24 protein-coding genes are annotated in these 22,582 nt (G+C 65.3%); 6 read left to right on the plus strand and 18 right to left on the minus strand.

Annotation, left to right across the window (positions count from 1 at the left end; translation table 11 throughout):
- Nucleotides 1–84: 84 nt before the first annotated feature.
- Nucleotides 85–864, minus strand: coding sequence for a transglutaminase-like domain-containing protein (locus Q4610_RS15780; RefSeq protein WP_304536929.1), 780 nt, complete (start codon nucleotides 862–864; stop codon nucleotides 85–87).
- A 376-nt stretch (nucleotides 865–1,240) separates the two neighbouring features.
- On the opposite strand from Q4610_RS15780, the gene Q4610_RS15785 reads away from it, so the two are divergent.
- Nucleotides 1,241–1,396: a hypothetical protein gene (locus Q4610_RS15785; protein WP_304536930.1), complete on the plus strand. Its 156-nt coding sequence runs from the start codon at nucleotides 1,241–1,243 to the stop codon at nucleotides 1,394–1,396.
- A gap of 23 nt (nucleotides 1,397–1,419) precedes the next feature.
- On the opposite strand, the gene recA is transcribed toward Q4610_RS15785, so the two are convergent.
- The 6 genes from recA to dapA all read right to left on the minus strand — a co-directional run bounded on the left by recA (nucleotide 1,420) and on the right by dapA (nucleotide 7,538).
- Nucleotides 1,420–2,493 carry a recombinase RecA gene (gene recA, locus Q4610_RS15790; RefSeq protein WP_304536931.1) on the minus strand — a complete coding sequence of 358 codons (1,074 nt, stop codon included), beginning with the start codon at nucleotides 2,491–2,493 and terminating at the stop codon, nucleotides 1,420–1,422.
- A 125-nt stretch (nucleotides 2,494–2,618) separates the two neighbouring features.
- Complete coding sequence (locus tag Q4610_RS15795) at nucleotides 2,619–2,975, minus strand: response regulator (protein WP_304536932.1); 357 nt, start codon at nucleotides 2,973–2,975, stop codon at nucleotides 2,619–2,621.
- A gap of 86 nt (nucleotides 2,976–3,061) precedes the next feature.
- Nucleotides 3,062–5,476, minus strand: a complete 2,415-nt coding sequence (locus Q4610_RS15800) for a hybrid sensor histidine kinase/response regulator (RefSeq protein WP_425262578.1) — start codon at nucleotides 5,474–5,476, stop codon at nucleotides 3,062–3,064.
- Nucleotides 5,477–5,525: 49 nt separating this feature from the next.
- Nucleotides 5,526–6,134, minus strand: a complete 609-nt coding sequence (locus tag Q4610_RS15805; RefSeq protein ID WP_304536933.1) for a DUF2062 domain-containing protein — start codon at nucleotides 6,132–6,134, stop codon at nucleotides 5,526–5,528.
- Nucleotides 6,134–6,616 carry an SsrA-binding protein SmpB gene (gene smpB / locus Q4610_RS15810; RefSeq protein WP_304536934.1) on the minus strand — a complete coding sequence of 161 codons (483 nt, stop codon included), beginning with the start codon at nucleotides 6,614–6,616 and terminating at the stop codon, nucleotides 6,134–6,136. Before smpB ends, Q4610_RS15805 begins: the two co-directional genes overlap by 1 nt.
- A 43-nt stretch (nucleotides 6,617–6,659) precedes the next feature.
- Nucleotides 6,660–7,538 (minus strand): 4-hydroxy-tetrahydrodipicolinate synthase, encoded by an 879-nt coding sequence (gene dapA, locus Q4610_RS15815; RefSeq protein ID WP_304536935.1) that lies wholly within the window; start codon nucleotides 7,536–7,538, stop codon nucleotides 6,660–6,662.
- Between the two features lie 99 nt (nucleotides 7,539–7,637).
- On the opposite strand from dapA, the gene Q4610_RS15820 reads away from it, so the two are divergent.
- Both Q4610_RS15820 and greB read left to right on the plus strand, forming a co-directional pair.
- Nucleotides 7,638–9,725, plus strand: coding sequence for a lytic transglycosylase domain-containing protein (locus tag Q4610_RS15820; protein ID WP_304536936.1), 2,088 nt, complete (start codon nucleotides 7,638–7,640; stop codon nucleotides 9,723–9,725).
- Between the two features lie 31 nt (nucleotides 9,726–9,756).
- A complete protein-coding gene (gene greB / locus Q4610_RS15825) occupies nucleotides 9,757–10,242 on the plus strand; it encodes a transcription elongation factor GreB (protein WP_304536937.1) in 486 nt (161 codons plus the stop codon).
- 377 nt (nucleotides 10,243–10,619) lie between these two features.
- On the opposite strand, the gene Q4610_RS15830 is transcribed toward greB, so the two are convergent.
- From Q4610_RS15830 to aspS, 4 genes are all read right to left on the minus strand, one after another.
- Nucleotides 10,620–10,805 (minus strand): hypothetical protein, encoded by a 186-nt coding sequence (locus Q4610_RS15830; RefSeq protein WP_088184162.1) that lies wholly within the window; start codon nucleotides 10,803–10,805, stop codon nucleotides 10,620–10,622.
- A gap of 65 nt (nucleotides 10,806–10,870) precedes the next feature.
- Nucleotides 10,871–12,172 (minus strand): methyl-accepting chemotaxis protein, encoded by a 1,302-nt coding sequence (locus Q4610_RS15835; RefSeq protein ID WP_304536938.1) that lies wholly within the window; start codon nucleotides 12,170–12,172, stop codon nucleotides 10,871–10,873.
- 73 nt (nucleotides 12,173–12,245) lie between these two features.
- A complete protein-coding gene (locus Q4610_RS15840) occupies nucleotides 12,246–13,028 on the minus strand; it encodes a polyphosphate kinase 2 family protein (RefSeq protein ID WP_304536939.1) in 783 nt (260 codons plus the stop codon).
- 57 nt (nucleotides 13,029–13,085) lie between these two features.
- Nucleotides 13,086–14,870, minus strand: coding sequence for an aspartate--tRNA ligase (aspS, locus tag Q4610_RS15845; protein WP_304536940.1), 1,785 nt, complete (start codon nucleotides 14,868–14,870; stop codon nucleotides 13,086–13,088).
- 127 nt (nucleotides 14,871–14,997) lie between these two features.
- Here aspS and rnd point away from each other — a divergent pair, with 127 nt between their 5' ends.
- The 3 genes from rnd to Q4610_RS15860 are packed head-to-tail and all read left to right on the plus strand — an operon-like array spanning nucleotide 14,998 to nucleotide 16,929.
- Nucleotides 14,998–16,164, plus strand: coding sequence for a ribonuclease D (rnd, locus tag Q4610_RS15850; RefSeq protein WP_304536941.1), 1,167 nt, complete (start codon nucleotides 14,998–15,000; stop codon nucleotides 16,162–16,164).
- Between the two features lie 10 nt (nucleotides 16,165–16,174).
- Nucleotides 16,175–16,486: an I78 family peptidase inhibitor gene (locus tag Q4610_RS15855; RefSeq protein ID WP_425262579.1), complete on the plus strand. Its 312-nt coding sequence runs from the start codon at nucleotides 16,175–16,177 to the stop codon at nucleotides 16,484–16,486.
- Nucleotides 16,487–16,545: 59 nt separating this feature from the next.
- Nucleotides 16,546–16,929, plus strand: a complete 384-nt coding sequence (locus Q4610_RS15860; RefSeq protein ID WP_304536942.1) for a DUF4440 domain-containing protein — start codon at nucleotides 16,546–16,548, stop codon at nucleotides 16,927–16,929.
- A 6-nt stretch (nucleotides 16,930–16,935) separates the two neighbouring features.
- Here the strand turns inward: Q4610_RS15860 and Q4610_RS15865 are convergent, their stop codons facing one another.
- The 7 genes from Q4610_RS15865 to Q4610_RS15895 form a co-directional block, all read right to left on the minus strand.
- A complete protein-coding gene (locus Q4610_RS15865; RefSeq protein WP_304536943.1) occupies nucleotides 16,936–17,805 on the minus strand; it encodes an RsmD family RNA methyltransferase in 870 nt (289 codons plus the stop codon).
- 5 nt (nucleotides 17,806–17,810) lie between these two features.
- Nucleotides 17,811–19,211 (minus strand): threonine synthase, encoded by a 1,401-nt coding sequence (gene thrC, locus Q4610_RS15870; RefSeq protein WP_304536944.1) that lies wholly within the window; start codon nucleotides 19,209–19,211, stop codon nucleotides 17,811–17,813.
- Nucleotides 19,212–19,255: 44 nt separating this feature from the next.
- A complete protein-coding gene (locus tag Q4610_RS15875; protein ID WP_304536945.1) occupies nucleotides 19,256–19,903 on the minus strand; it encodes an SURF1 family protein in 648 nt (215 codons plus the stop codon).
- A gap of 87 nt (nucleotides 19,904–19,990) precedes the next feature.
- Nucleotides 19,991–20,821 (minus strand): cytochrome c oxidase subunit 3, encoded by an 831-nt coding sequence (locus tag Q4610_RS15880; RefSeq protein ID WP_304536946.1) that lies wholly within the window; start codon nucleotides 20,819–20,821, stop codon nucleotides 19,991–19,993.
- A 35-nt stretch (nucleotides 20,822–20,856) separates the two neighbouring features.
- Complete coding sequence (locus tag Q4610_RS15885; RefSeq protein WP_304536947.1) at nucleotides 20,857–21,432, minus strand: cytochrome c oxidase assembly protein; 576 nt, start codon at nucleotides 21,430–21,432, stop codon at nucleotides 20,857–20,859.
- On the minus strand, nucleotides 21,432–21,569 hold the full coding sequence (locus tag Q4610_RS15890; protein ID WP_304536948.1) for a hypothetical protein: 138 nt from the start codon (nucleotides 21,567–21,569) through the stop codon (nucleotides 21,432–21,434). The genes Q4610_RS15885 and Q4610_RS15890 overlap by 1 nt, the downstream gene beginning before the upstream one ends.
- Nucleotides 21,566–22,486: a heme o synthase gene (locus tag Q4610_RS15895; protein WP_304536949.1), complete on the minus strand. Its 921-nt coding sequence runs from the start codon at nucleotides 22,484–22,486 to the stop codon at nucleotides 21,566–21,568. The genes Q4610_RS15890 and Q4610_RS15895 overlap by 4 nt, the downstream gene beginning before the upstream one ends.
- Between the last annotated feature and the right edge of the window lie 96 nt (nucleotides 22,487–22,582).

Consider the following 22,582-nt stretch of genomic DNA (forward strand, 5'->3'; position numbering starts at 1 on the left):
TGATACCGATCCGCTGATACCGCAATGGCGCCAGACCCGATGGCTGAAGCGATTGGGTCTGGCGCAGTCGGATCGCAGACCGCTTTACACCCGGCGAACCGTGATCGACTGGGCGTTCATCATGGCGTTGCCGAAGGCGGTCATGAAGGCGATGTCGGTGGCGTCGCGGCCCACCGCGATGCGGACCATCGTTTCGACCGGGGCAAGGCGGGTCGCGTCGACGATATGCCAGGCGCCGTCGAGCCAGACTTCGACCACGGCATGGAAGTCTGGCGGATCGAGGTCGAGTGCATAGACCGAGACGAGCCGGGCAGGAATGTCGCGCGACCGGATCAGCGCGGCGGTGAGATGGGCATAGTCGCGGCACACGCCCTGCTGCGCGACGAACGTGTCGGCGGCGGTGGTGGAAACGTCGGAACTGCCCGGCACATAGACGAGATTGGCGTGGACCCATTCGACCAGGGCCGCGACGAGCGCGCCCCCTTCCAGATCGGGGAAGTGACCGCACACGAAGCTGACGAAACGGTCGGCTTCGCAATAGCGGCTGGGCCAGATGAAGGGCAGCACCTCTTCCGGCAGGCTGGGAAGCGGGCTTTTGTTCAGGCTGGCAATGTCCACCATAGGTCGTTCGACATCGAGCGTGGCGCGATAGGTGCTGACCATGCGGCCGACCCCGGTGCGGGTCCAGGTGCGGCGGCCCACCCCACTGCCCCCGACCTTGTTGGTGAGCGGGCCGGCATTGTTGATGATGTGCGACTGTTGGACCACCCGCTGGTCGGGCAGCGCAGCGGCCTCCACCGCCAGCAGCACGTCGGTCGGCTCGGCGAAATCATAATCGAGGATCGCTTCGATCGCGATGCGCATGGGCAAGGTCCAGATAAAAGAGGAAGCGGACCGATTCGGCCTGCGGGGAAGCATTGTGAAGCGGCAAGCGGTTATCAAGGGAGCGTTGAGGGCAAGGCATGCGCGCCAACAGGCAAATGACAGTCAAAGTGGTAGAGATTCACACAAGCGTCCGGCCCTGGCATCTGTTCCTGTCGGACGAAAGCCTATGTCCCTGGCCGCCACCACAATGCGTAACAGCCGCCGTTTATTCGGGTTCCATCGCCTGAATCCGGTTGCGGAATTCGGCATCACATGCCGTGCAGGGCTATGGGCTGCGCAGGGGTAAGCGGCATCCCATTTGGACGGTCTGCGGACGCGCGGGGCGGAATTGCCAGCGCGGCGATGCGATGCCTGCATGATGATCCGTCTGGTCATGGCGCGCGATGCTGCTGGCGGACTGTTTTCGCCGCGGCACCCGGATGGTAAAAGGCCCGTCGCGCGACGCGGCGACGGGCCTTTTCAGAGCGTGATGCGCAAGGCGGGCGAGCGTGCATGGTCGGTGCCCGGCTGATCCGGCCGGGCGCCGGGCCAGGCTTATTCGCCATCATCCTCCGCATCGGGTCCGGCCATCATGCCTTCAGCGACTTTTTCGGTCTGGGCGCGGATCGCCTTTTCCAGCTTTTCAGCCAGTTCGGGATGCTCGCGCAGGAAATTCTTGGAATTTTCGCGCCCCTGGCCGATGCGAACCGAATCGTAGGAGAACCAGGCGCCCGATTTCTCGACGATCCCGGCTTTCACACCCAGATCGAGCAGTTCGCCGATCTTGGAAATGCCTTCGCCATACATGATGTCGAATTCGACCTGCTTGAAGGGCGGTGCGACCTTGTTCTTGACCACTTTCACCTTGGTCGTGTTGCCGACAATATCCTCGCGATCCTTGATCTGGCCGATGCGGCGGATGTCGAGCCGGACCGAAGCGTAGAATTTGAGCGCGTTACCGCCGGTCGTGGTTTCCGGGTTGCCGTACATCACGCCGATCTTCATCCGCACCTGGTTGATGAAGATCACCATGCATTTGGAGCGCGAGATCGAGCCGGTCAGCTTGCGCAGCGCCTGGGACATGAGGCGCGCCTGGAGGCCGACATGGCTGTCGCCCATCTCGCCCTCGATCTCGGCGCGCGGCACCAGCGCGGCAACCGAATCGATCACCAATATGTCGATCGCATTGGAGCGAACGAGCGTGTCGACGATTTCCAGCGCCTGTTCGCCGGTGTCAGGCTGCGACACGATCAGTTCATCGATGTCGACGCCCAGTTTCTTGGCATAGCCGGGGTCGAGCGCATGTTCGGCATCGACAAAGGCGGCGGTCCCGCCTTTCTTCTGCGCTTCGGCGATGGCGTGGAGCGCCAGCGTGGTCTTGCCCGAACTTTCCGGACCATAAATCTCGATGATCCGTCCCTTGGGCAGGCCGCCAATGCCCAGCGCGATATCAAGGCCCAGCGAGCCGGTGGAAATCGCCTCGATCTCCAGCTTTTCGCGGCTGCCGAGCTTCATCGCCGACCCCTTGCCGAAGGCGCGGTCGATCTGCGCCAGGGCCGCGTCCAATGCTTTCTGTCTGTCCATGTTTCCTGTCTTCTTGGAATCGATGAGGGAGAGCAGTGCAGTCATCGGCCAGTCCTTTATCAAGAACGCGCAGCATCGAGTCTCTGGCGCCTGGCGATGATGTATCCTGTTTGTTCCACAAGAACAAGAGGGGAACGGGAATTTCCTGTTCGCCGCCTGTCCCCATGTTCTTACACGCCCAGCACCTTGCCCAGCGCGCGTTCGACCGCGCCGATGGTGAAGGGTTTGGCAAGGGTCGGGCGACCGGCATGGTCGGGCGGCAGGTCGTCGGCCATGCCGCCGGTGGCGAAGATGAAAGGAATGTCGGCCTGCGCCAGGATATCGGCGACCGGCCAGCTTTTTTCGCCTTGGAGATTGCAGTCGACCAGCGCGGCGTCGAAGCCGCCCTCCCGCGCATGGGCGCAGGCTTCATCGACCGTGGCCGCGACCGCGTGCAGGCGATAGCCCAGGGCGTCGAGATAATCCTCCAGCATCATGCCGATCATCGCTTCATCCTCGACGATCAAAATGCTCTTGCTGTCCGACATGCCGTGTCTATCCCCAAATATACCGACGAATCGCTACCGCATCGGTGCCGGATTGCCCAGCCCATTCCGTTTGATGTGCAGCAACTTTACCCGGCGACCGGACGGGTGGCGAGCGCGTCGCGCGCGGCTTCGGCCAATTGGCTGACGGAGAAGGGCTTGGGCAGGAAGGCGACATTGGCGATGTCGATCGACTTGCGCAACTGCTCTTCGGCATAGCCAGACATGAACAGGACCGGCAGGTCGGGATAGGCGTGGCGGGCGCGGGCGACCATGGCGGGGCCGTCCATATTGGGCATCACCACGTCGGAAATGAGCAGATCGATCTTTTCCGGCCCGGCCAGCACCTCCAGCCCCTGTTCGCCATCATTGGCGGTCAGCACCTTGTAGCCCTGGCGCGTGAGCGCGCGTTCGGCGACGGCGCGGACCATATCCTCATCCTCGACCAGCAGGATCGTGCCGGTGCCCCAGGTTTCGGCACGCGGCGCGGGCGCGGGCATGGCGACCGGCTGCTGTTCCGCGTCGGCGCCGGCATAGACGGGCAGGTAGATGACGAAGCTGGCGCCGCGACCCAGTTCGGATTCGGCGAAGATATAGCCGCCCGACTGTTTGACGATGCCATAGACGGTCGAAAGGCCAAGGCCGGTGCCCTTGCCCAGTTCCTTGGTGGTGAAGAAGGGTTCGAAGATTTTGGCGAGTATGTCGGGCGGGATGCCCAGGCCCGTGTCGGACACGCGCAGCGCGCTATAATCGCCGGCGGGCAGGATCTGCTGGCGCATCTCCCGCACCTTGACCGCCGGCACCGCATAGGTCTGGATATGGAGCGTGCCGCCTTCGGGCATGGCGTCGCGGGCGTTGACCGCCAGGTTGACGATCACCTGTTCCATCTGGCCGGGATCGGCCCGCACCGCACCCAGATTGCGGCCATGGGTGACGTCGAGCTTCACATTTTCGCCCAGCAGGCGCTTGAGCAGCGTGGAAACGTCGGCGACGATATCCGGGAGCTGGAGGATTTGCGGGCGCAACGTCTGCTGGCGCGAGAAGGCGAGCAACTGGCGGGTCAGGCCGGCGGCGCGGTTGCTGTTCGACTTGACCTGCTGGATATCGTCATAGTCGCTGTCGCCGGGCGTATGGCGCATCAGCATCAGGTCGCAATGGCCGATGATCGCGGTCAGGATATTGTTGAAATCATGCGCGACGCCACCGGCGAGCTGGCCGATCGCCTGCATCTTGGTCGCCTGCGCGACCTGGCGCTTGAGCTTGGATTCCTCGCTATTGTCCTTGAGGGAGAGGAGCACCGCCGCCTCGCCCAGGCCGCGCACGCCCGCCAGGCTGAGCGCGGTCGATTCGTCGGGCTGGTCGCGCATCCGCACGGCGATGTCGCCCGACATTTGCGGGCCGACGGCAAAGCGGCGCACCGCATCGGCCACCGCCGCCTGATCCTCCCGCACGACCAGGTCGCCGGGATAGCTGGGCTTTTCGCCGGGCTTGAGGCCCGCGGCGCGCGCGAAGGCATTGTTGAGGAAAAGCACGCGCCCGTCGCGGTCGGCCATGGCCAGGCCAAAGGGCAGCAGCGAAAGCAGGGTTTCGATATAGGAGAGCGCCGACGTGCCGCCGCCGCCCGCCGGCTCGTCGATCAGCAGCAGCAGCATCGGCCCGTCCTGCGCCGACGCCTGCGCCCCGTTGGGCTGGGCGGCGCGCTTCAACGGCACCTGGAGCAGGCGTAGCGGCAGGCCGCCCTGTTCCTCGCGCGCCAGGAAGAGGCGCCCCTTGTCATCCACCCGCATATGGGCGGCGAAGTCGCGGCCAGTGATATTGGCGTCGATCCGCCCGGCCGCGCGCAGCAGAAAGGCGCCATTGGCGGCGCGAATACGCCCTTCCCCGCCGATCATCGCCGCCATGATGCCCGCTTCGCCAAGCTGGCGGCCGGCTTCCCCGGTCAGGAAGCGATGCACATCGTCAAGCGCGCTGGGCTGACGCACGGGGGTGAAGCGCCAGAGCAGATAATCCTCGGTCCGGCCGGTGCGGGCAATGTCGACATCGAGCCGCAGCGCGCCCTGCACCATGCCTTCATGCCGGGCATCGCCATCGCGCCAGGCGGCGCGGGCGGCGGCGGACAGGCTCTCAACCAGAGCCGTATCGGCGGTGACAGCGGGCGGGGTGGGATAGCCGGGGAACCATTCGCCGAACAGGTCGCTGGCGCAGACCAGCCGTCCGGCGCGATCCGTGACGGCAATCGCCATGCTGGAGGCGTCGGCGGCGGCGCGGGCGACGGTCCAGTCGGGGATGGCTTCCCGATCCGATAGCTGGGGCGGATAGAGATGCCGATACCAGGCCAGCAGCGTCGCGACGGTCAATATCGTCGCGCCGAAACCGGCGGCGAGCGCCCAGCTACCCACGGCGTAGAGGACCAGGGCGGCGGACGCCAGCGCCGCCAGGATCAACAGCGGCAGCGCAAGGCGCGACCGCGGCTGGATCAGCCAGACCTGATCACCTCTTTTCAACCCGATACCCCTGCCCGATAGGCCAACGCCGACATCCCAACCGCCGGCGTCAGATGCCGGCCGCCTTCTCCAATGCGCCGCTTTGATGGACCTTGCCAATCCTCAATTTGCGCGCCTGCCATTTGCGGCCCATGCGGTGGCGCCAGAACCAGTCGGCAATGACATAGCCGATGACCGCACTGACCAGCGAAATGAGGAAAAGGCCGAGCAGCATGGCGGGCGCGGCCTCCGAAAAGAGCCAGGCGCCCCATTCGCGGATCGAGGCATGGCGATCGACCAGGGCCATGAAGCCCGATGCGTCGGCGCTGCGGCCCAGCATCCAGTTGCCGATCCACACCGACGCCATCAGGATGAGCGGGGTCGTCGCCGGGTTGGAGAGGAAGGTCATGGCGGCCGCAACCGGGATATTGGCGCGAAACGGCAGGGCCAGGAGCGCCGCCCCGGCGATCTGAAGGCCGGGGATCATGAGGAAGATGCCCACGAACAGGCCCAGCGCCACGCCGCGCGGCACCGACCGGCGGGTGAAGCGCCAGAGCGAGGGTTCCAGGATGCGATGGGCGACGGGCGCGAGGACGCGGCTCTTTTCCAGCGATTCGCGGGTCGGCGCATTGGCGTGCCACCAGCGGGTGAGGCGCCCGATCTCCTTCTTTGCGCCCATCAGCCCTTGTCCCGCATGATGCGCTGCTGGTCGCGCTTCCAGTCGCGATCCTTGATCGTCTCGCGCTTGTCATGGGTCTGCTTGCCCTTGGCCAGGGCCAGTTCGATCTTGGCCCGGCCGGTGCTGTTGAAATAGATCATCAGCGGCACCAGCGTCATGCCCTTGCGCGACACGGCGCTGTGCATCTTTTCGATTTCGCGTTCGTGCAGCAGCAGCTTGCGCGGCCGTTTCGGTTCGTGATTCTCGCGGTTGCCGTGGCTATATTCGGGGATGTTGCTGTTCACTAGCCACACCTGGTTGCCCTTCACCTCGGCATAGCTTTCGGCGATATTGCCCTCGCCGCCGCGCAACGCCTTCACCTCGGTCCCTTGCAGGGCGATGCCCGCTTCGAACACGTCCTCGATGAAATAATCGAACTTCGCGCGCCGGTTCTCGGCGACGATCTTCTTCTTGTCGAAGGTTGCGGGGCGGGGGCGGGCCATGATTCTGTTCTAACTCACTTCAGCATATAGGCGCGCGGAACGCTCAAACCAGACCCGCAATCTCCAGTGCGCGATCCACCGCGGCGCGGCTCGATTCCGACGGCCAGGTAATCGGCAGACGGACATCGCCGGGCATGTCGGGGCGAACGCGCGTGAGCGCATATTTGACCGGGCCGGGTGAAGAATCGCTGAACAGCGCGTCATGCAAGGGGTAGAGACGATCCTGGAGCGCCAATGCCCCATCCCAGTCATGCGCCGCCATCGCCGCCTGGAAATCGGCGCACAGGCGCGGCGCGACATTGGCGGTAACGCTGATGCACCCCTTGCCACCCATCGCGTTGAAGCCCAGCGCCGTTTCGTCATTGCCCGACAACTGGCAGAAGTCCGGGCCGCAGGCCAGGCGCTGCGCGGTGACACGCCCCAGATTCCCGGTGGCGTCCTTGATCCCGACGATCGACTGATATTCCTCCGCCAGGCGATACATGACCGGCACGCCGATGTCGGTGATGGTGCGGCCGGGCACATTGTAGAGAATGATCGGCAGGTCGCAGCGTTCGGCCAGATGGGCGAAATGCTGATAGACGCCGTCCTGGTTGGGCTTGTTGTAATAAGGCGCGACTACCAGCGCCGCGTCGGCCCCGGCGGCCTGGGCGGCATACATATGTTCCAGTGCGATTCGCGTGTCGTTGGACCCGCACCCCGCGATCACCGGCACCCGCCCGGCGGCCTGGTCGACGCAGATGGCGACGACGCGATTATGTTCCTCCACCGTCATGGTGGCGCTTTCCCCGGTGGTGCCGCAGGGGACAAGACCGCTCGACCCTTCCGCAATCTGCCAGTCGACGAAGGCGCGGAAGGCCGCTTCATCCACCGCGCCATCGCGAAACGGGGTGACAAGAGCCGGAATCGAGCCCGAAAACATGATTAAACTCCTTCAAATCTCCGGGCGGCCGGGGCATGATCAGTCAAGCGGCGCGCTATAGCGCGTCATTCAGGGCCTGATAAGGATGCAATGGGGATAATGTCCAGCATGTGCGCCGCCTCCCATGTCGAAAGTTACCTCATCCGAATGCCGATCATCGCTCTCCTGCTCATGACCGCCGGTGCCGGCGCGCAGACCGAAACCGTGCAGCGCGTGCCGCCGGAATATCCTTCGGCTGCGCCCATGGTCCAGCCGCTGCCCGCCAACGACAGCCATCCCAGCCCCTGGCAACAGGTGCAAAGCCGCATCGGCATGGCGCAGGACAGCGGCATCGCCGGGACGATCAACCAGTGGCGCGCGTTGCAGGCGAGCGATGGGCTGGGCTTTTCCACCTATGCCAGCTTCCTGATCGTCAATCCCGGCTGGCCCGGCGAGGACCGGACGCGGCGGCTGGCGGAGACGGGGATCAATCCCGACAGTTTCGATCCCAATCAGGTCGCCGCCTTCTTCGCCCGTTTCCCCGCGCGCACGGCGACCGGCCACGCCCGCAATGCGGTGGCGCTGGTGCAACTGGGCCGCATGGCCGAGGCGCGGGTGGCCGCGCGCAACGCCTGGATCGGCGGATCGCTCTCACCCGCTGACGAGGCGCGACTGCTGTCGCTGTTCGGATCGAGCCTGACACCGGCCGACCATGACCAGCGCGCCGATGCGTTGCTGTGGGGCAATGACACCGCCGGGGCGACCCGGATGCTGGCCTATGTCAGTCCGGCGCGGCGGGCCGCGTTCGAGGCGCGGATCGCCTTCCGTCGCCGGGCGCCCGACGCGGCGATGCGGATGCAGGCGGCAGAGGCGATCGGCGCGAGCGACGCCGGCTTCGTCGCCGACAAGGCGGTGTGGCTGCGCGACACGGGCAACTGGGTGGCGGCGCGTCAATATCTGGCGAACCGCAATGCGGTGACATATCGGCCGAGCAATGCCGAGAAATTCTACGAAGTGCTGCTGGGTCAGGCCCGCGCGGCGGCGGCCGACAGCCAGTGGAGCTTTGCCTATGGCATCGCCAGCAAGATCGACGATGCGGTCGCGCCGGGCACCGACATCAGCGACCAGGCGATCGGCGTGCGCGACGATTATACCAGCCTGGCCTGGCTGGCGGGCAGCACCGCCTTCTACAACCTCAATCGCCCGACCGACGCGGTGACGATGTTCCGCCGCTATGCGGACGCGGCCAAATCGCCCCAGACCAAGTCCAAGGGCTATTATTGGGCCGGGCGCGCGGCGCTCCAGTCGGGGGATGCAGCCACTGCCAACAGCTATTTCGCGCAGGCCGGCGTCTATCCCGACCAGTTTTACGGGCAACTGGCGCTGGAACGGCTGGGCCGGCCGATCCCGCCGCCCGCGACGGTCGAGCGGCCGGTGCCGATCTCCGCGGCCGAACGCGCCGCCTTCGATAGCCGATCGGTCGTGCGTGCGGTCACGGCGCTGGGGCAGATGGGCTATTGGGAGGAGCAGAGCAAATTCGCCCGCGCCATCGCCAACAATGCCGACAGCGATGCCGACCATTATCTGGCGGCCGAACTGGCGCAGAAGATCGGGCGGCCCGACATGGGCGTGATGGTCGGTCGGCGGGCGGTGTCGAGCGGCCTGACCGGCTATGGCCAGAGCGCCTTCCCGCGCGTGCCGGTGCCGGCGCAGGCGCAATATAACTGGACCATGGTGCATGCCATCGCCCGGCAGGAAAGCCAGTTCGACAAGCAGATCGTGTCCCATGCCGGCGCGCGCGGCCTGATGCAGTTGATGCCCGGCACCGCGCGCGAGCAGGCGGGGAAGCTGGGCATGGGCTACAACCCCGCGTCGCTCAACGATCCCAGCTACAACATCATGCTGGGATCAGGCTATTTCCAGCGGATGCTGGACTATTATGGCGGCAGCTATCCGCTGGCGGTGGCGGCCTATAATGCAGGCCCCGGTAATGTGAACAAATGGATCGCCGCCAATGGCGACCCCCGGCTGGCCGGTGCGGACATGCTGCGCTGGATCGAGCAGATCCCGATTTTCGAAACCCGCAACTATGTGCAGCGGGTGCTGGAAAATGCGGTCGTCTATGAAGCGATGAACCCGGAACGGGCGAAGTTCCGGGGGACCAGCGCGGTGCTGAGCCGCTATCTGGGGAAACAGACGCCGGGGTGACGGACATGGGATTGGGCATTAGGGTGGCGGCATGACCACGCCCTATCCCAACTATATCTCCCCCGAAGGTTTCGCGAAGCTGCGCGCCGAATATGACCATCTGCTGGGCGTCGAGCGGCCGGCGATCGTGGAGGCGGTGAGCTGGGCGGCGGGCAATGGCGACCGCAGCGAGAATGGCGACTATCTCTACGGCCGCAAGCGGATGCGCGAGATTGACGGGCAATTGAAGCGCCTGTCGAAGAAGATGAAGGACGCCAAGGTGGTCGACGCCCGGCAACAGCCCGACAAGGGCCGGGTCTATTTCGGCGCGACCGTCACCATCGCCGACGAGGATGACAACCACCGCACCGTGACGATCGTGGGCAATGACGAGACGGACGTGGACGCCGGCCGGATCGGCTGGGGATCGCCCATATCGCGCGCGTTGCGCGGGGCGGCGGTGGGCGACCTGCGCCGGGTGATGCTGCCCGCCGGGGAGAAGGAATATGAGGTGATGAAAATCACCTATCCGACGTGAAACAGGCTGTCTTTCAGCGTGAGGGACGCATGGTGAGACAGCGAAGTTTACATCTGTTTCGATATGCACATGCACGAATTAACAGCAGCCATCGGGACATGCGTGATTTTTGATCATCGATTCACACCGATGATCCGTCCCCGGTGGTGGCCATCAGCCAGACGCGGAAATCGGCCATGGCGGACCTGTCCGGGCGGGACATGAGGCGCGGGCGCCAATAGCGGCCGAGATCGAGGCCGGGGCGAAGGGGCGAACCAGCCGGCCGGCGCGCAGGTCTGGGCCGGACAGGGCGGCCTGCACCATCAGGACCGGACTGTCGGACAGCGGCCCGCGCGACGGCGGAGGTGGCGCTGGCGCAATAGCGGGGCGGGACCGCCCTATTCGTGCGGGCGCAACGCCTGGTTGAGGCTGTCGAGCACCGCGCCGATCGGTTCGGTCACGGTCACGCTGCGGCCTTCGCTGAAGCGGATGCGGGTGCCATCGCTGACCTGGGAGACGAAGGTGACTTGCGCGGGGTTGATGGCGGTCTGGGTGCGATCGGTGCCGACGAACATCACGAGCATGGCGTCCTCTCCTTGTTATGGACAGCCAGCCTAGCGCCATTTGGCGCGGACGCCAGTGGGATTATTCAGGCGGCGCGCATCGCCGCGATGAAGCCGCCGGCCCGCTGTTCCAGCCGGCGCGCTTCGTCCGCCAGCCGGTCCGCGACATCGCGCATCCCGCGCGCGGCGAGCACGGTGGCATGGGCATTGTCGCTGATCTGCCGGGCGCCGGCGCGGATATGGGCGCTGGACGCTCCGGCCTCCGCCACGCTGTCGGCAATGGCGCGACTGAAGGCGCTTTGCCGGGCAACCGCTTCGAACACCGCCGCCGACAGACGATCGGCGCGCCCCATGGCCGCATCCATATGGGCATGTCCCGCCGCGACTTCGGCGATGGTGGCACGGATATGGTCGATCCGGCCAGCTATGCCGCCAGCCGCCTCGCGCGTCTGCTGGGCGAGCGATTGCACCTCGCGCGCGACGACGGCGAAGCCCTGCCCCGCCTCCCCCGCGCGCGCCGCCTCTATGCCCGCATTGAGCGCCAGCATGGCGGTGGCCCGCGCGATCGTGTCGATAAGCGCGATGACTTCGCCGATGCCGTCCGCCTCCTGCCGGAGCGCCGCGCTGCGCTGCGCACTCGCGCGGCTGCGGCGCGCGGCGTCGCTGATGGCGGCACCCGCGTCCTGCGCCTCGACCTCCATCGCCTGGAAAAGCTGGCTGAGATCCGCGCCGCCGGCGGCCAGTTCGGCCAGCCGTTCGGCGGTCTGCGCGGCGGCGACGGCCATGGCGGTGGAATCGGCGCTGTCCCCCGATGCGCGTTCGGCCGCCTGCGCCGCAAGGCCCGCGAGTCGATCCGCCATGGTCGCCATGTCACCGATCATCGTCGCGATATCCTGACGGAACACCGCGCTTTCCTGCGCAATATGCTCGATCCGTTCCGCGCGCGCCAGCGCCACCCGCGCGTCCCGCTCGGCCGTGAGGCGCAGCAGCAGCGGCCCGCCCAGTACGCCGCAATAGCGGCCGCCGGTCGTGACGATCAGCCCGTCACAGTCCACCCCCTGCGCAGCATAGAGATCGACCAGCGCCTCGACCCCGGTGGCCCGGTCAACACAGGCGCAGGGACGGACATGATCGTCCAGCCGCCCGCCGAAGCTGGGGTTGCGCAGCAGCGCATGGCCGAAGGGGTTGAACAGGATGCGGCGCATGTCGCGCTCATAGATGGCGCCGACCGGGCGGTCGGCCGCGTCCAGCACCGGCAGCAGGCGCAGGCCCGAATCGCGCTGGAACCAGTCCACCGCGTCGCTGAGCGGCTGGCCGAGCCTGACGACCGGAAAGCGGTCAGCCACGGGCAGGTCGGGATCGAAAAGGGCGATGGGCGCTGCGAACATGCACAGCCCTTAGCCGGGCAATGGTAAATGCGCCGTTAGATTTTCATGACACTTTTGTTACAAGATACTGTTTTTACTTGCTTTTATATCCGAACGCCGCGTGCGCCAGTTCCACCACGGCGGGGTCTGCATCCGGGAAATCCATCGGCACCAAAGCCTCCAGCCGATCGGCAACATAGGCCAGTGCGGCGATCCGCCCCGCCTTGCGGTGATTATTGTCGATGACATGCCAAGGGGCATGCTTGCTGTCGGTCTTTTTGAACATGGCGTGCATGGCGTCGCAATAGTCGGCCCGGCGGGCGCGGTTGCGATAATCGTCCGTGCCGGTTTTCCACCGCTTCCAGGGCGTGTCGAGCCGCTGGGCAAGCTGTTCGTCCTGGGTTTCCTGGGTGATGTGGACGAACAGCTTGACGAAATGGACGCCAGCCTGGGCCAACTGCTTTTCGAAGGCGTTGATTTCGTCATAGCCGCGTTTCCAGTCGGCCTTTCCGCAGAAGCCCTCGACCCGCTCCACCAGCACCCGGCCATACCAGCTCCGGTCGAAGATCGCGATGTTGCGGCTGGCGGGCAGGCGCGTCCAGAAGCGCCAGAGGAAATGATGGTCGCGCTCCTCGTCCGTCGGGGCGGCGATGGGATGGACCTGATAATAGCGCGGGTCCCAGTCGGCGGTCATCCGCTTGATGATGCCGCCCTTGCCCGCGGCGTCCCACCCTTCCAGCAGGATGACGCTGCGCTTGCCATGCAGGATATGCGCGACCTGAATCTTGGCGAGGCGTTGCTGGAGGGCCGCCAGGTCGGCGTCATAATCGCCCTTGTACTTCGCACCCTTTTCATAATCGGCCAGGTCGATGGTCATGGGCGCGTCTCCTTTGCGCCATGCTGGACCAGTTCCGGCATGGCGCAAAGCGGAAACTCATCCCTTCGTCTGCGGCTCCACGACGCGGACATGGAGTTCGCGCAACTGCTTGAACTCGGCGGCGCTGGGCGCGCCCATCAGCAGGTCTTCGGCGCGCTGGTTCATCGGGAACAGCGTGATTTCGCGCAGATTCTGCGCGCCGCACAGCAGCATCACGATGCGGTCGACGCCGGCCGCCATGCCGCCATGGGGCGGCGCGCCATATTGGAAGGCGCGGTAGAGGCCGCCAAAGCGTTCCTCCACATCCTGCTGGCTGAGGCCCACCAGTTCGAACGCCTTGACCATCAGGTCGGGCGACTGGTTGCGGATCGAACCTGACGCGATCTCATAGCCGTTGCAGACCATGTCATATTGATAGGCGTTGATCGTCAGCGGGTCCTGATTGTTCAGCGCGTCGAGGCCACCCTGCGGCATGGAGAAGGGGTTGTGCGCGAAGTCGATCGACTTGGTATCCTCATCATATTCGTAGAAGGGGAAGTCCACGATCCAGCACAGGTCGAAGCGGTCCTTGTCGATGAGGTCGAGCGTTTCGCCGACGCGGGTGCGGGCGAGGCCGGCGAGCTTGGCGGCCTGGCTTTCCTTGCCCGCCGCGAAGAACACGCCGTCATTGGGACCAAGGCCGAGCGCCGCGATCAGCTTCGCGGTCGCGTCCTCGCCATGATTTTTGGCGATCGGGCCGCCGGGGACGCCATCCTTGATGTTGATATAGCCAAGGCCCGAATAGCCTTCACCCCGCGCCCAATTGTTCATGTCGTCGAAGAATTTGCGGCTGCCCGCGCCCGCGCCCGGCGCGGGAATCGCGCGGATGACGCTGCCGCTGTCGACCAGCGAGGCGAAGATGCCGAAGCCCGATCCGACGAAATGGTCGGTCACGTCCTGAATGAGGATCGGGTTGCGCAGGTCGGGCTTGTCACTGCCATATTTGAGCAGCGCCTCGGCATGGGGGATGCGCGGGAAGCTGCCGGCGGGTGTCACCGGCTTGCCATCGGCGAACTGCTCGAAAATCTGGGCGATCACCGGCTCCATCGTGTCCCAGACTTCTTCCTGGGTGACGAAGCTCATTTCGAGGTCGAGCTGGTAGAATTCGCCGGGCAGGCGATCGGCACGCGGATCTTCGTCGCGGAAGCAGGGGGCGATCTGGAAATAGCGGTCGAAGCCGGCGACCATCAGCAACTGCTTATATTGCTGGGGCGCCTGCGGCAGGGCGTAGAATTTGCCCGCATGGATGCGGCTGGGCACCAGGAAGTCGCGCGCGCCTTCGGGGCTGGACGCGGTGAGGATCGGGGTGGAATATTCGGTAAAGCCCGCCCCTTCCATCCGGCGGCGCATGTCGGAAATGATCTTCGTGCGCTTGACGATATTGGCATGCAGCGTTTCGCGGCGCAGGTCGAGGAAGCGGTAGCGCAGGCGGATATCTTCGGGATAGTCCTGCTCGCCCGCCACCGGCAGCGGCAGTTCGGCGGCGGTGGACAATATCGTCACGCTGTCGGCCACGATCTCGATCGCGCCGGTCGCCATTTTGGGGTTGATCGCCTCGGCCGTCCGCGCGACCACTTGGCCGTCGATCGTCACCACGGATTCGAGCCGCAGGCTTTCGAGCGTACGGAGCGGATCGCTGTCCGCCTTCGCCACGATCTGGGTAATGCCATAATGATCGCGCAGGTCGACGAACAGCACGCCGCCATGGTCGCGCTTGCGATGCACCCAGCCCGATACCCGGACCGCGTTACCGACTTCCGCCGTGGTCAGGGCGCCGCAGGTGTGGGTGCGATAGGCATGCATGGCGTTTTACATCTTTCAGATTCGTTTTACGGATATGACAAACTGTTGCAGTCCCGCTATGGCCGGTCCTGTCAAACAGTGACCAGTCCGCGGACGCGGGCCAGCCCATAATAAGATCGATGACCATATGCAAATTCATCCGCTGATTACCGACAGCAAGACGCTTTCCGATTTCTGCGCCCGCATCGCCAAATCCCCCTATATCGCCGTCGATACCGAGTTCATGCGGGAAAACAGCTATTGGCCCGAACTCTGCCTGGTGCAGGTCGCCGACCCGAAGGAGGCGGCCGCGATCGACCCCAAGGCGCCGGGGCTGGACATGACCCCCCTGCTCGACCTGCTGGTCAATAATGAGGATGTGCTCAAGGTCTTCCATGCCGGCGGGCAGGATATCGAGATCGTCCACAACCTGACCGGCAAGACGCCGCACCCGATGTTCGATACCCAGATCGCAGCGATGGCGCTGGGGCTGGGCGAGCAGATCGGCTATGGCAATCTGGTCGACGCCTGGATGGGGGTAGTGCTGGACAAGGGTGCGCGCTTTACCGACTGGGCGCGGCGGCCGCTGGACAAGCGGCAGATCGACTATGCGATCGGCGACGTCACCTACCTGATCCAGATTTTCCCCAAGATGCTGGAAGAATTGCGCAAGACCGGGCGCGGCGACTGGCTGGACCAGGAAATGGAGCGGATCAGCGACCCGTCCCATTATGAAAACGACCCGCAACAGGCGTGGCAGCGGGTGCGGATCGCGAGCAAGAAGGCGGACGTGCTGGGCCGGTTGAAGGCGCTGGCCGCGTGGCGCGAGATCGAGGCGCAGGACAAGAATCTGCCGCGCGGGCGGATCGTGAAGGACGAGACGCTGGCCGACATTGCCAGCCATCCGCCGCGCACGCAGGAGGATCTGGGCAAGGTGCGCGGATTGAGCGCGACATGGCGCACCAATGATATCGGCGCGCGGCTGATGAACGCGCTGGCCAGGCACCAGCCGCTGGGCAAGGACGAGATGCCCGAACGCGATCCCAAACGGCCGGGGCTGGGCAAGGACGGGGCGCTGGTCGCCGACCTGCTCAAGCTGCTGCTCAAGATCCGGTCGCGCGATATCAATGTCGCGGCGCGCCTGATCGCCCGGACCGACGATATCGACGCGCTGGCGGCAGGCGTGCGCGAGGGGCTCTCCATCCTGGAAGGCTGGCGCTATGAACAATTTGGCCGCGATGCCGTTGACCTGGTGGAAGGCCGCATGGCCTTTGCGGTCAAGAATGGCCGGTTGAAGATGACGCGCACGGAATAGGAGAGCGGCGATGAAGCGTGCTGGGCGGACAATGGGTGCGGGGCTGATGCTGCTGGGCCTGACCGCTTGCGCGGGCGCGAACGGGCCGGGGCCGGAAACGCCGCCGACCGTTGCCGAAGGGCCGTGCCGCAATGACGGGCTGGATCGCTTCGTCGGGCAGAAGGCGAGCGCTGAAGTTGGCGCGGCCTTGCTCAAGACGTCGGGTGCAAAGACGCTGCGCTGGGGTGGTCCCGGCATGGCGATGACGATGGATTATCGCGCGGACCGGCTGACGGTGAGTTATGACGACGCTATGGTGATAAATTCTGCGCGCTGTGGTTGAACAAGGATGTGTTCCCGCGCAGGTAGGAACATGTTGTAACTGATCACGAAAGTTCATCCATGACCGCCGCTGCCGACCTTGCCATCCGGTTGCGCCGGGCCGCGTTCAACCGGGCGCTGGCCGAGGCTGACCTGGCCGCGATCGGGCCGTTGCTGGCCCTGCATGTCGTCATGGTGACGGGCACCGACAGCGCGGTCATCGCCGGGCGCAAGGCGCAATTGCTGGCATGGAAGCGCGAGTTCGCCGCGAAGGCGCGCATGATCTATACCCGCACGCCCGACATGATCATGGCCTCGCCGGTCGAGCCGATCGCGATGGAGCATGGGACGTGGCAGGGCGTCGTCGATGGCGCCGTCCAAGCGTCGGGCAGCTACAGCGCCAAATGGCGCGAGATGGCCGGGGCGTGGGTGATCGAGGCGGAGATTTACGCCACGCTCGCCTGATCTGGCCTACCGCTTCCAGCGCGCCCAGATCGCCGTGGGCAGGGCAATGCCGCGCGCTTCCTCCCGCACCGCCAGTTCGCCCGCGTCGACCGTGCCGGGCAAGTCGGCGAACGCCTGGCACAGCAGTTCGCCGATCGCCAGCGCCGACATGCGCACGGCATAGACGGTCAGGAACAGGAAACGGCTGTCGGCGTCGAGCAGCGCGCGGCAGTTGGCGATGAGGCCGGGCAAATCCTCCTCCAGCCGCCAGACTTCGCCGTCCGGGCCGCGGCCATATTTGGGCGGGTCGAGCAGGATGCCGTCATAGCGGCGGTTGCGGCGCACTTCGCGCGCGACGAATTTGGCGGCATCCTCCACGATCCAGCGGACCGGCCTGTCCTCCATGCCCGAAAGCGCCGCGTTGGCGCGGGCCTGGGCCACCGATTTCTTGGACGCATCGACATGGACCATGCGCGCGCCGCCGGCCGACAGCGCCAGCGTGCCGACGCCGGTATAGCCGAACAGGTTCATGACCTCTGCATCCGGCTTGTCGGCATAGGTGGCGCGCAAATCGTCCCAGACCGGCGCCATGTCGGGGAAGAAGCCCAGATGGCGGAAGGGGGTGCAGCTCGACTGGAAAGTGACTTCGCGCCAGTGCAGCGGCCAGCCTTCGGCCGGGACGGGCCGCTCATAATACCAGCGGCCGCCCCCATCCTCGTCCGATCCGGGGATGAACTCGGCGTCCGCGCGCCAGTCGGTCGTGGCGGGCTTCCACATCGCCTGCGGTTCGGGGCGGATGAAGCGGAAGCGGCCATAGCGTTCCAGTTTCCGCCCGTCGCCACAATCGAGCAGGCCGTAATCGGACCAGGGTTCGCCGATGAAGGTTTTGAGTTCCAAGCGATTTATCCGCGCGGGGTGGCGCGTTCGGCGATGTAGGCGGTGACGGCTTCGAACGTGCCGGGCAGCTTGGCATAGCTTTCCTCGCGCGCGAACAGGTCGCCCACGCGCGCGGGGAGCGGCGGGCGGGTGCCGGTCGCGCGCTCCACCGCATCGCGGAACTTGGCGGGGTGGGCCGTCGCCAGCGTGACCACCGGAATGTCCGCCCGAACCCCGGCTTCGCGGGCGGCGGCAAGGCCGATGGCGCTGTGCGGGTCGAGGATCTGGCCCGCGCCGTCATAGGCCCAGCGCATCGCCATGGTCATGCCATCGGCATCGATGCGGGCGGAGGAGAAGAGATGCGCCGCGCCTTCGCGCTGGGCATTGGTCAGGCGCATCGCCCTGCTGCTTTCAAAGCCGCGCATCTGGTCGGCAAGGGCCAGGCCGTCGCGGCCGCCCGCGTCGAACAGCAGCCGTTCGAAATTGGAGCTGACCTGAATGTCCATGCTGGGCGTCGCGGTCGGCACGACCTGCCCCTGGCTGTAATCGCCTTCGGACAGGGCACGGTGCAATATGTCGTTGACGTTGGTGGCGACGATCAGCCTGGCGACGGGCAAGCCCATCTTCGCCGCGACATAGCCGGCGAACACGTCACCGAAATTGCCAGTGGGGACGGAGAAGGCGACTTCCCGGTCCGGCGCGCCCAGGCGCACGGCGGCGTAGAAATAATAGACGACCTGCGCCATCAGCCGCGCCCAGTTGATGGAGTTGACGGCCGACAGGTTGAAGCGGCTCTTGAAGGCGGCGTCGTTGAACATCGCCTTCACCAGCGCCTGCGCATCGTCGAAGCTGCCGTCGATCGCGATATTATAGACGTTGGGCGCGCGCACCGTCGTCATCTGGCGGCGCTGCACGTCGGACACGCGGCCTTCGGGATGGAGCATGAAGATGTCGATCTTCGTCCGGCCCGCGACCGCGTCGATCGCGGCCGATCCGGTGTCGCCCGATGTCGCGCCGACGATGGTGAGGTGATCGTCGCGGCGCGACAGGAAGCGTTCGAACAACTGGCCAAGCAACTGGAGCGCCACATCCTTGAACGCCAGCGTGGGGCCATGGAACAGTTCGAGCAGCCAGTGCTGGTGATCGAGCTGGACCAGCGGGGTCACGGCCTGATGGCTGAAGCGGCCATAGGCGGCGACGCACAGGTCGCGCAATTCATCCTCTGCAAGGGAACCCGCAACGAAGGGCGCCATCACCCGGACGGCGGTTTCGACATAGGAGAGGCCGGCAAGGGCGCGAATCTGGTCGGCGGTGAAGGCCGGCCAGCTTGTCGGCAGATAGAGGCCGCCATCGGACGCCAGGCCAGCCAGCGTCACATCCTCGAAACCGAGCGCCGGTGCGCTCCCCCTGGTGCTCTGATATTGCATAATGGGAAAGCGCGGTAGCGCCGGGCGGGCCAGGGAGCAAGCCTTTACGGCTTTGGCGCGGCGTTGCGGCGGCGCAGGGCCAGACTATAGATGATGACCGCCACGCCCGCGAAGAGAAACCACTGCACCGCATAGGCGAGATGGTTGTTGGGGATGTCGGCGGCGGTCGGCGGCGCAACCGGCTTGAGCCCGGCGGGGGCGGCCCTGGCGATCAGCATCGGGCGCAGCGGTGTCGCCTTGCCCGTGATGCGGGTCAGGAGCGCGCGATGGTCCGGCTCCTCGCTGATCCAGCCGGCGATCTGGCCGCCTGTCCAGGCCGGCTTGTCATCGGGTTTCTGCCCGACGCCCAGCGCGACCAGCACGCCCGGCCCCTCCGCCCCGGTGGCGCAATGGGCGATATGGCGATAGCCCATGCTGCCATCGGCGGCGCGGCCAGCCTCCACCTGCCATTGCACGACGCGCAGGCACTGCACCGAGGAGGGGCGGAAGAGGATGGCCGGATCGACCGGCGCCAATTTCGGAAAGGCGATGGCCGAACGGCCCGGATTGGTGGCGGCGAGCGCCAATGCCTGCGCCTTTTCCTCCCGCCGCTGCACCTGCCAGACGCCCAGGCCGATCATCGCCAGCACCGCAAGAGCAACGACCATCGTGGCGATCAGCGGGATTCGGGCAGATGTGGGCTGATCGGTCATGGCGCATCCTTGATAGCGGGCGGTGGAGCAAAAGAAAACGGCCGGAGCAGTGCCCCGGCCGTTGTCACAACATGGTCAGACGGTCGATCAGCCGCCGTGGACCGGCGCGCCCCAGCCACCCCAGACATAGATGGCAACGAACAGGAACAGCCACACCACGTCAACGAAATGCCAGTACCAGGCGGCAGCTTCGAAGCCGAAATGCTGGCGCGGGGTGAAGTGGCCCTTATAGGCGCGGATCAGGTTGACGATGAGGAAGATGGTGCCGACCAGAACGTGAAAGCCGTGGAAGCCGGTCGCCATGTAGAAGGCCGAGCTGTACGGGCTGCCACCGAACGGGAACGGGGCATGGGCATATTCATAGGCCTGGATGCACGAGAATATCGCGCCCAGGATGATGGTGCACCACAGCCCCTTGATCAGGCCGTCACGGTCGCCGTGGATCAGCGCATGATGCGCCCAGGTGACGGTGGTGCCCGAACAGAGCAGGATCAGCGTGTTGAGCAGGGGCAGTTCGAAGGCGTTCATCACCTCGATCCCCTTGGACGGGAACATCCCCTCGATCGGGGCCAGTGCGCTGGGGAAGAGGGAGAAGTCGAAAAAGGCCCAGAACCAGCCGACGAAGAACATCACTTCGGACGCGATGAACAAAATCATGCCGTAGCGCAGATGCAACTGCACCACCGGCGTATGATCGCCGGCATGGGCTTCGGCGATGACATTGCCCCACCAACTGAAGAAGGTGAACAAAATGCCCGCGACGCCGATCAGGAATACCCAGCCGCCACCCGGCCCCATCGCGTCGGGATGCATCCACATGATCGCACCGAACGCCATGACCAGCGACGACAACGAGCCGAACAGCGGCCAGATGCTGGGCGGAAGGATGTGATAATCGTGATTCTTTACGCCTGCCATGTCCGCTCTTCCCTGCTCCTGTTCTTCAAAATGCCTTAGCTTGCCTTCTTGCCCTGCTCAACAGGATAGAAGGTGTAGCTCAAGGTTATCTGTTGCGTGTCCCTGTTGTCCGGGTCGTCGAGGATTTTGGGATCGACATAATAGAGGACGGGCATCCGCACCTCTTCCCCCGGTTGCAGCGTCTGCTGGGTGAAGCAGAAACACTGTATCTTGGTGAAATAGCCGCCCGCCTGGGTCGGCGTGACGTTAAAGCTGGCGGTGCCGGTGACGGGCCGGTCAGACAGGTTCTTCGCGATGAAGATGGCCATGTCCTTGCGCCCGATGGTGACGGTATCGGTCCGATGTTCAGGATAGAATTGCCACGGCATGCCCGGCTGGACGTTGGAATCGAAACGGATCGACATGGTGTGGCCGGCCGCCGCGCGCACCTGGACATCGACGGCCGCGCGGCTGGTCGTACCGCCAAAGCCGGTCCTTTCGCAAAAAATGCGATAGAGCGGCACAGAGGCAAAGCCCAGCGCCAGCATGGACAGGCCCACTACCGCCATCAGCACCAGCGTCCGGCGGTTGCGCCTGTCACGGTCGAACGGGGAAGGCGGAAGCGTCGCCATCAGATGCTATGGCTCGCGCCGATCTTCGCCAGGGTGATGGCGAAGAAGAGGATGACGAGAAAGCCCAGCAACAGGCCGGTGACGAGGGCGCGCGACTTCTGCCGGGCGCGGATCTGATCCTGTTCCTCCGGCGTCATGCCAGCACCCAGCGGTCGACGACCACCGCCCCGAACAGCAGGAAGAGATAGAGGATCGAATATTTGAACAGCCGCCGTTCCGGCGCCATGCGCGCGGGGTCGCTTTCCCGGCGACGATAGACCTGGAAAGCGAAAACAGCAAACAGCGCCGTGCCCGCCAGCGCGGTCACGCCATAGACGAGGCCGGTGAGGCGCAGCAGCACCGGGACCAGCGCCGCAACCGCCATGATCGCGGTGTAAAGCCAGATCTGTCGACGGGTCGCCACTTCACCCGACACAACGGGCAGCATCGGAATGCCGGCGGCGGCATAATCGGTCTTTACGAAGAGGGCCAGCGCCCAGAAATGGGGCGGGGTCCAGAAGAAGATCAGCAGGAACAGCGCCACCGGCAGCGCGCTGACATCGCCCGTCACCGCGGCCCAGCCAATCACCGGCGGGAACGCGCCGGCAGCCCCGCCAATGACGATATTCTGGGCCGTGCGCGGCTTCAGCCAGATGGTGTAGATGAAAACATAGAAGAGGATCGAGACAGCGAGCACGATGGCGGCGAACCAGTTGGTCGCCATGCCCAGCAAAATCACGGAAAAGACGGACAGGCCCACACCGAAATGCAGCGCGCTTTGCCGGTCCATGCGCCCGGCGGGCAGTGGCCGGTTGGCGGTGCGCTTCATCTTCGCGTCGATATCGGCTTCCCACCACTGGTTGAGCGTGGCGGCCGCGCCGGCCCCCAGCGCGATGCAGAGAATCGCGGTAAAGGCCAGGACGGGGTGAATATGGCCGGGCGCGGCGAGCAGGCCGCACAAGCCCGTGAACACAACCAGGGTCATGACGCGCGGCTTCGTCAGCGCGAGGAAGTCGCGCCAATGGGCAGGCATTGCCGGCGTATTCAGCCCGGACATGATCGGCGTACTGGCCATAAACTCCTCTTGCATCGACACGGCGGCTTACAGCCATGGGTCGATTTCGGCAAATGGGCAGGCGGTATCCCCCCTGCCCGTCCCTTTTGCGATGGA

This window comes from Sphingobium cyanobacteriorum, assembly GCF_030580935.1.
GTDB classification, from domain to species: Bacteria; Pseudomonadota; Alphaproteobacteria; order Sphingomonadales; family Sphingomonadaceae; genus Sphingobium; species Sphingobium cyanobacteriorum.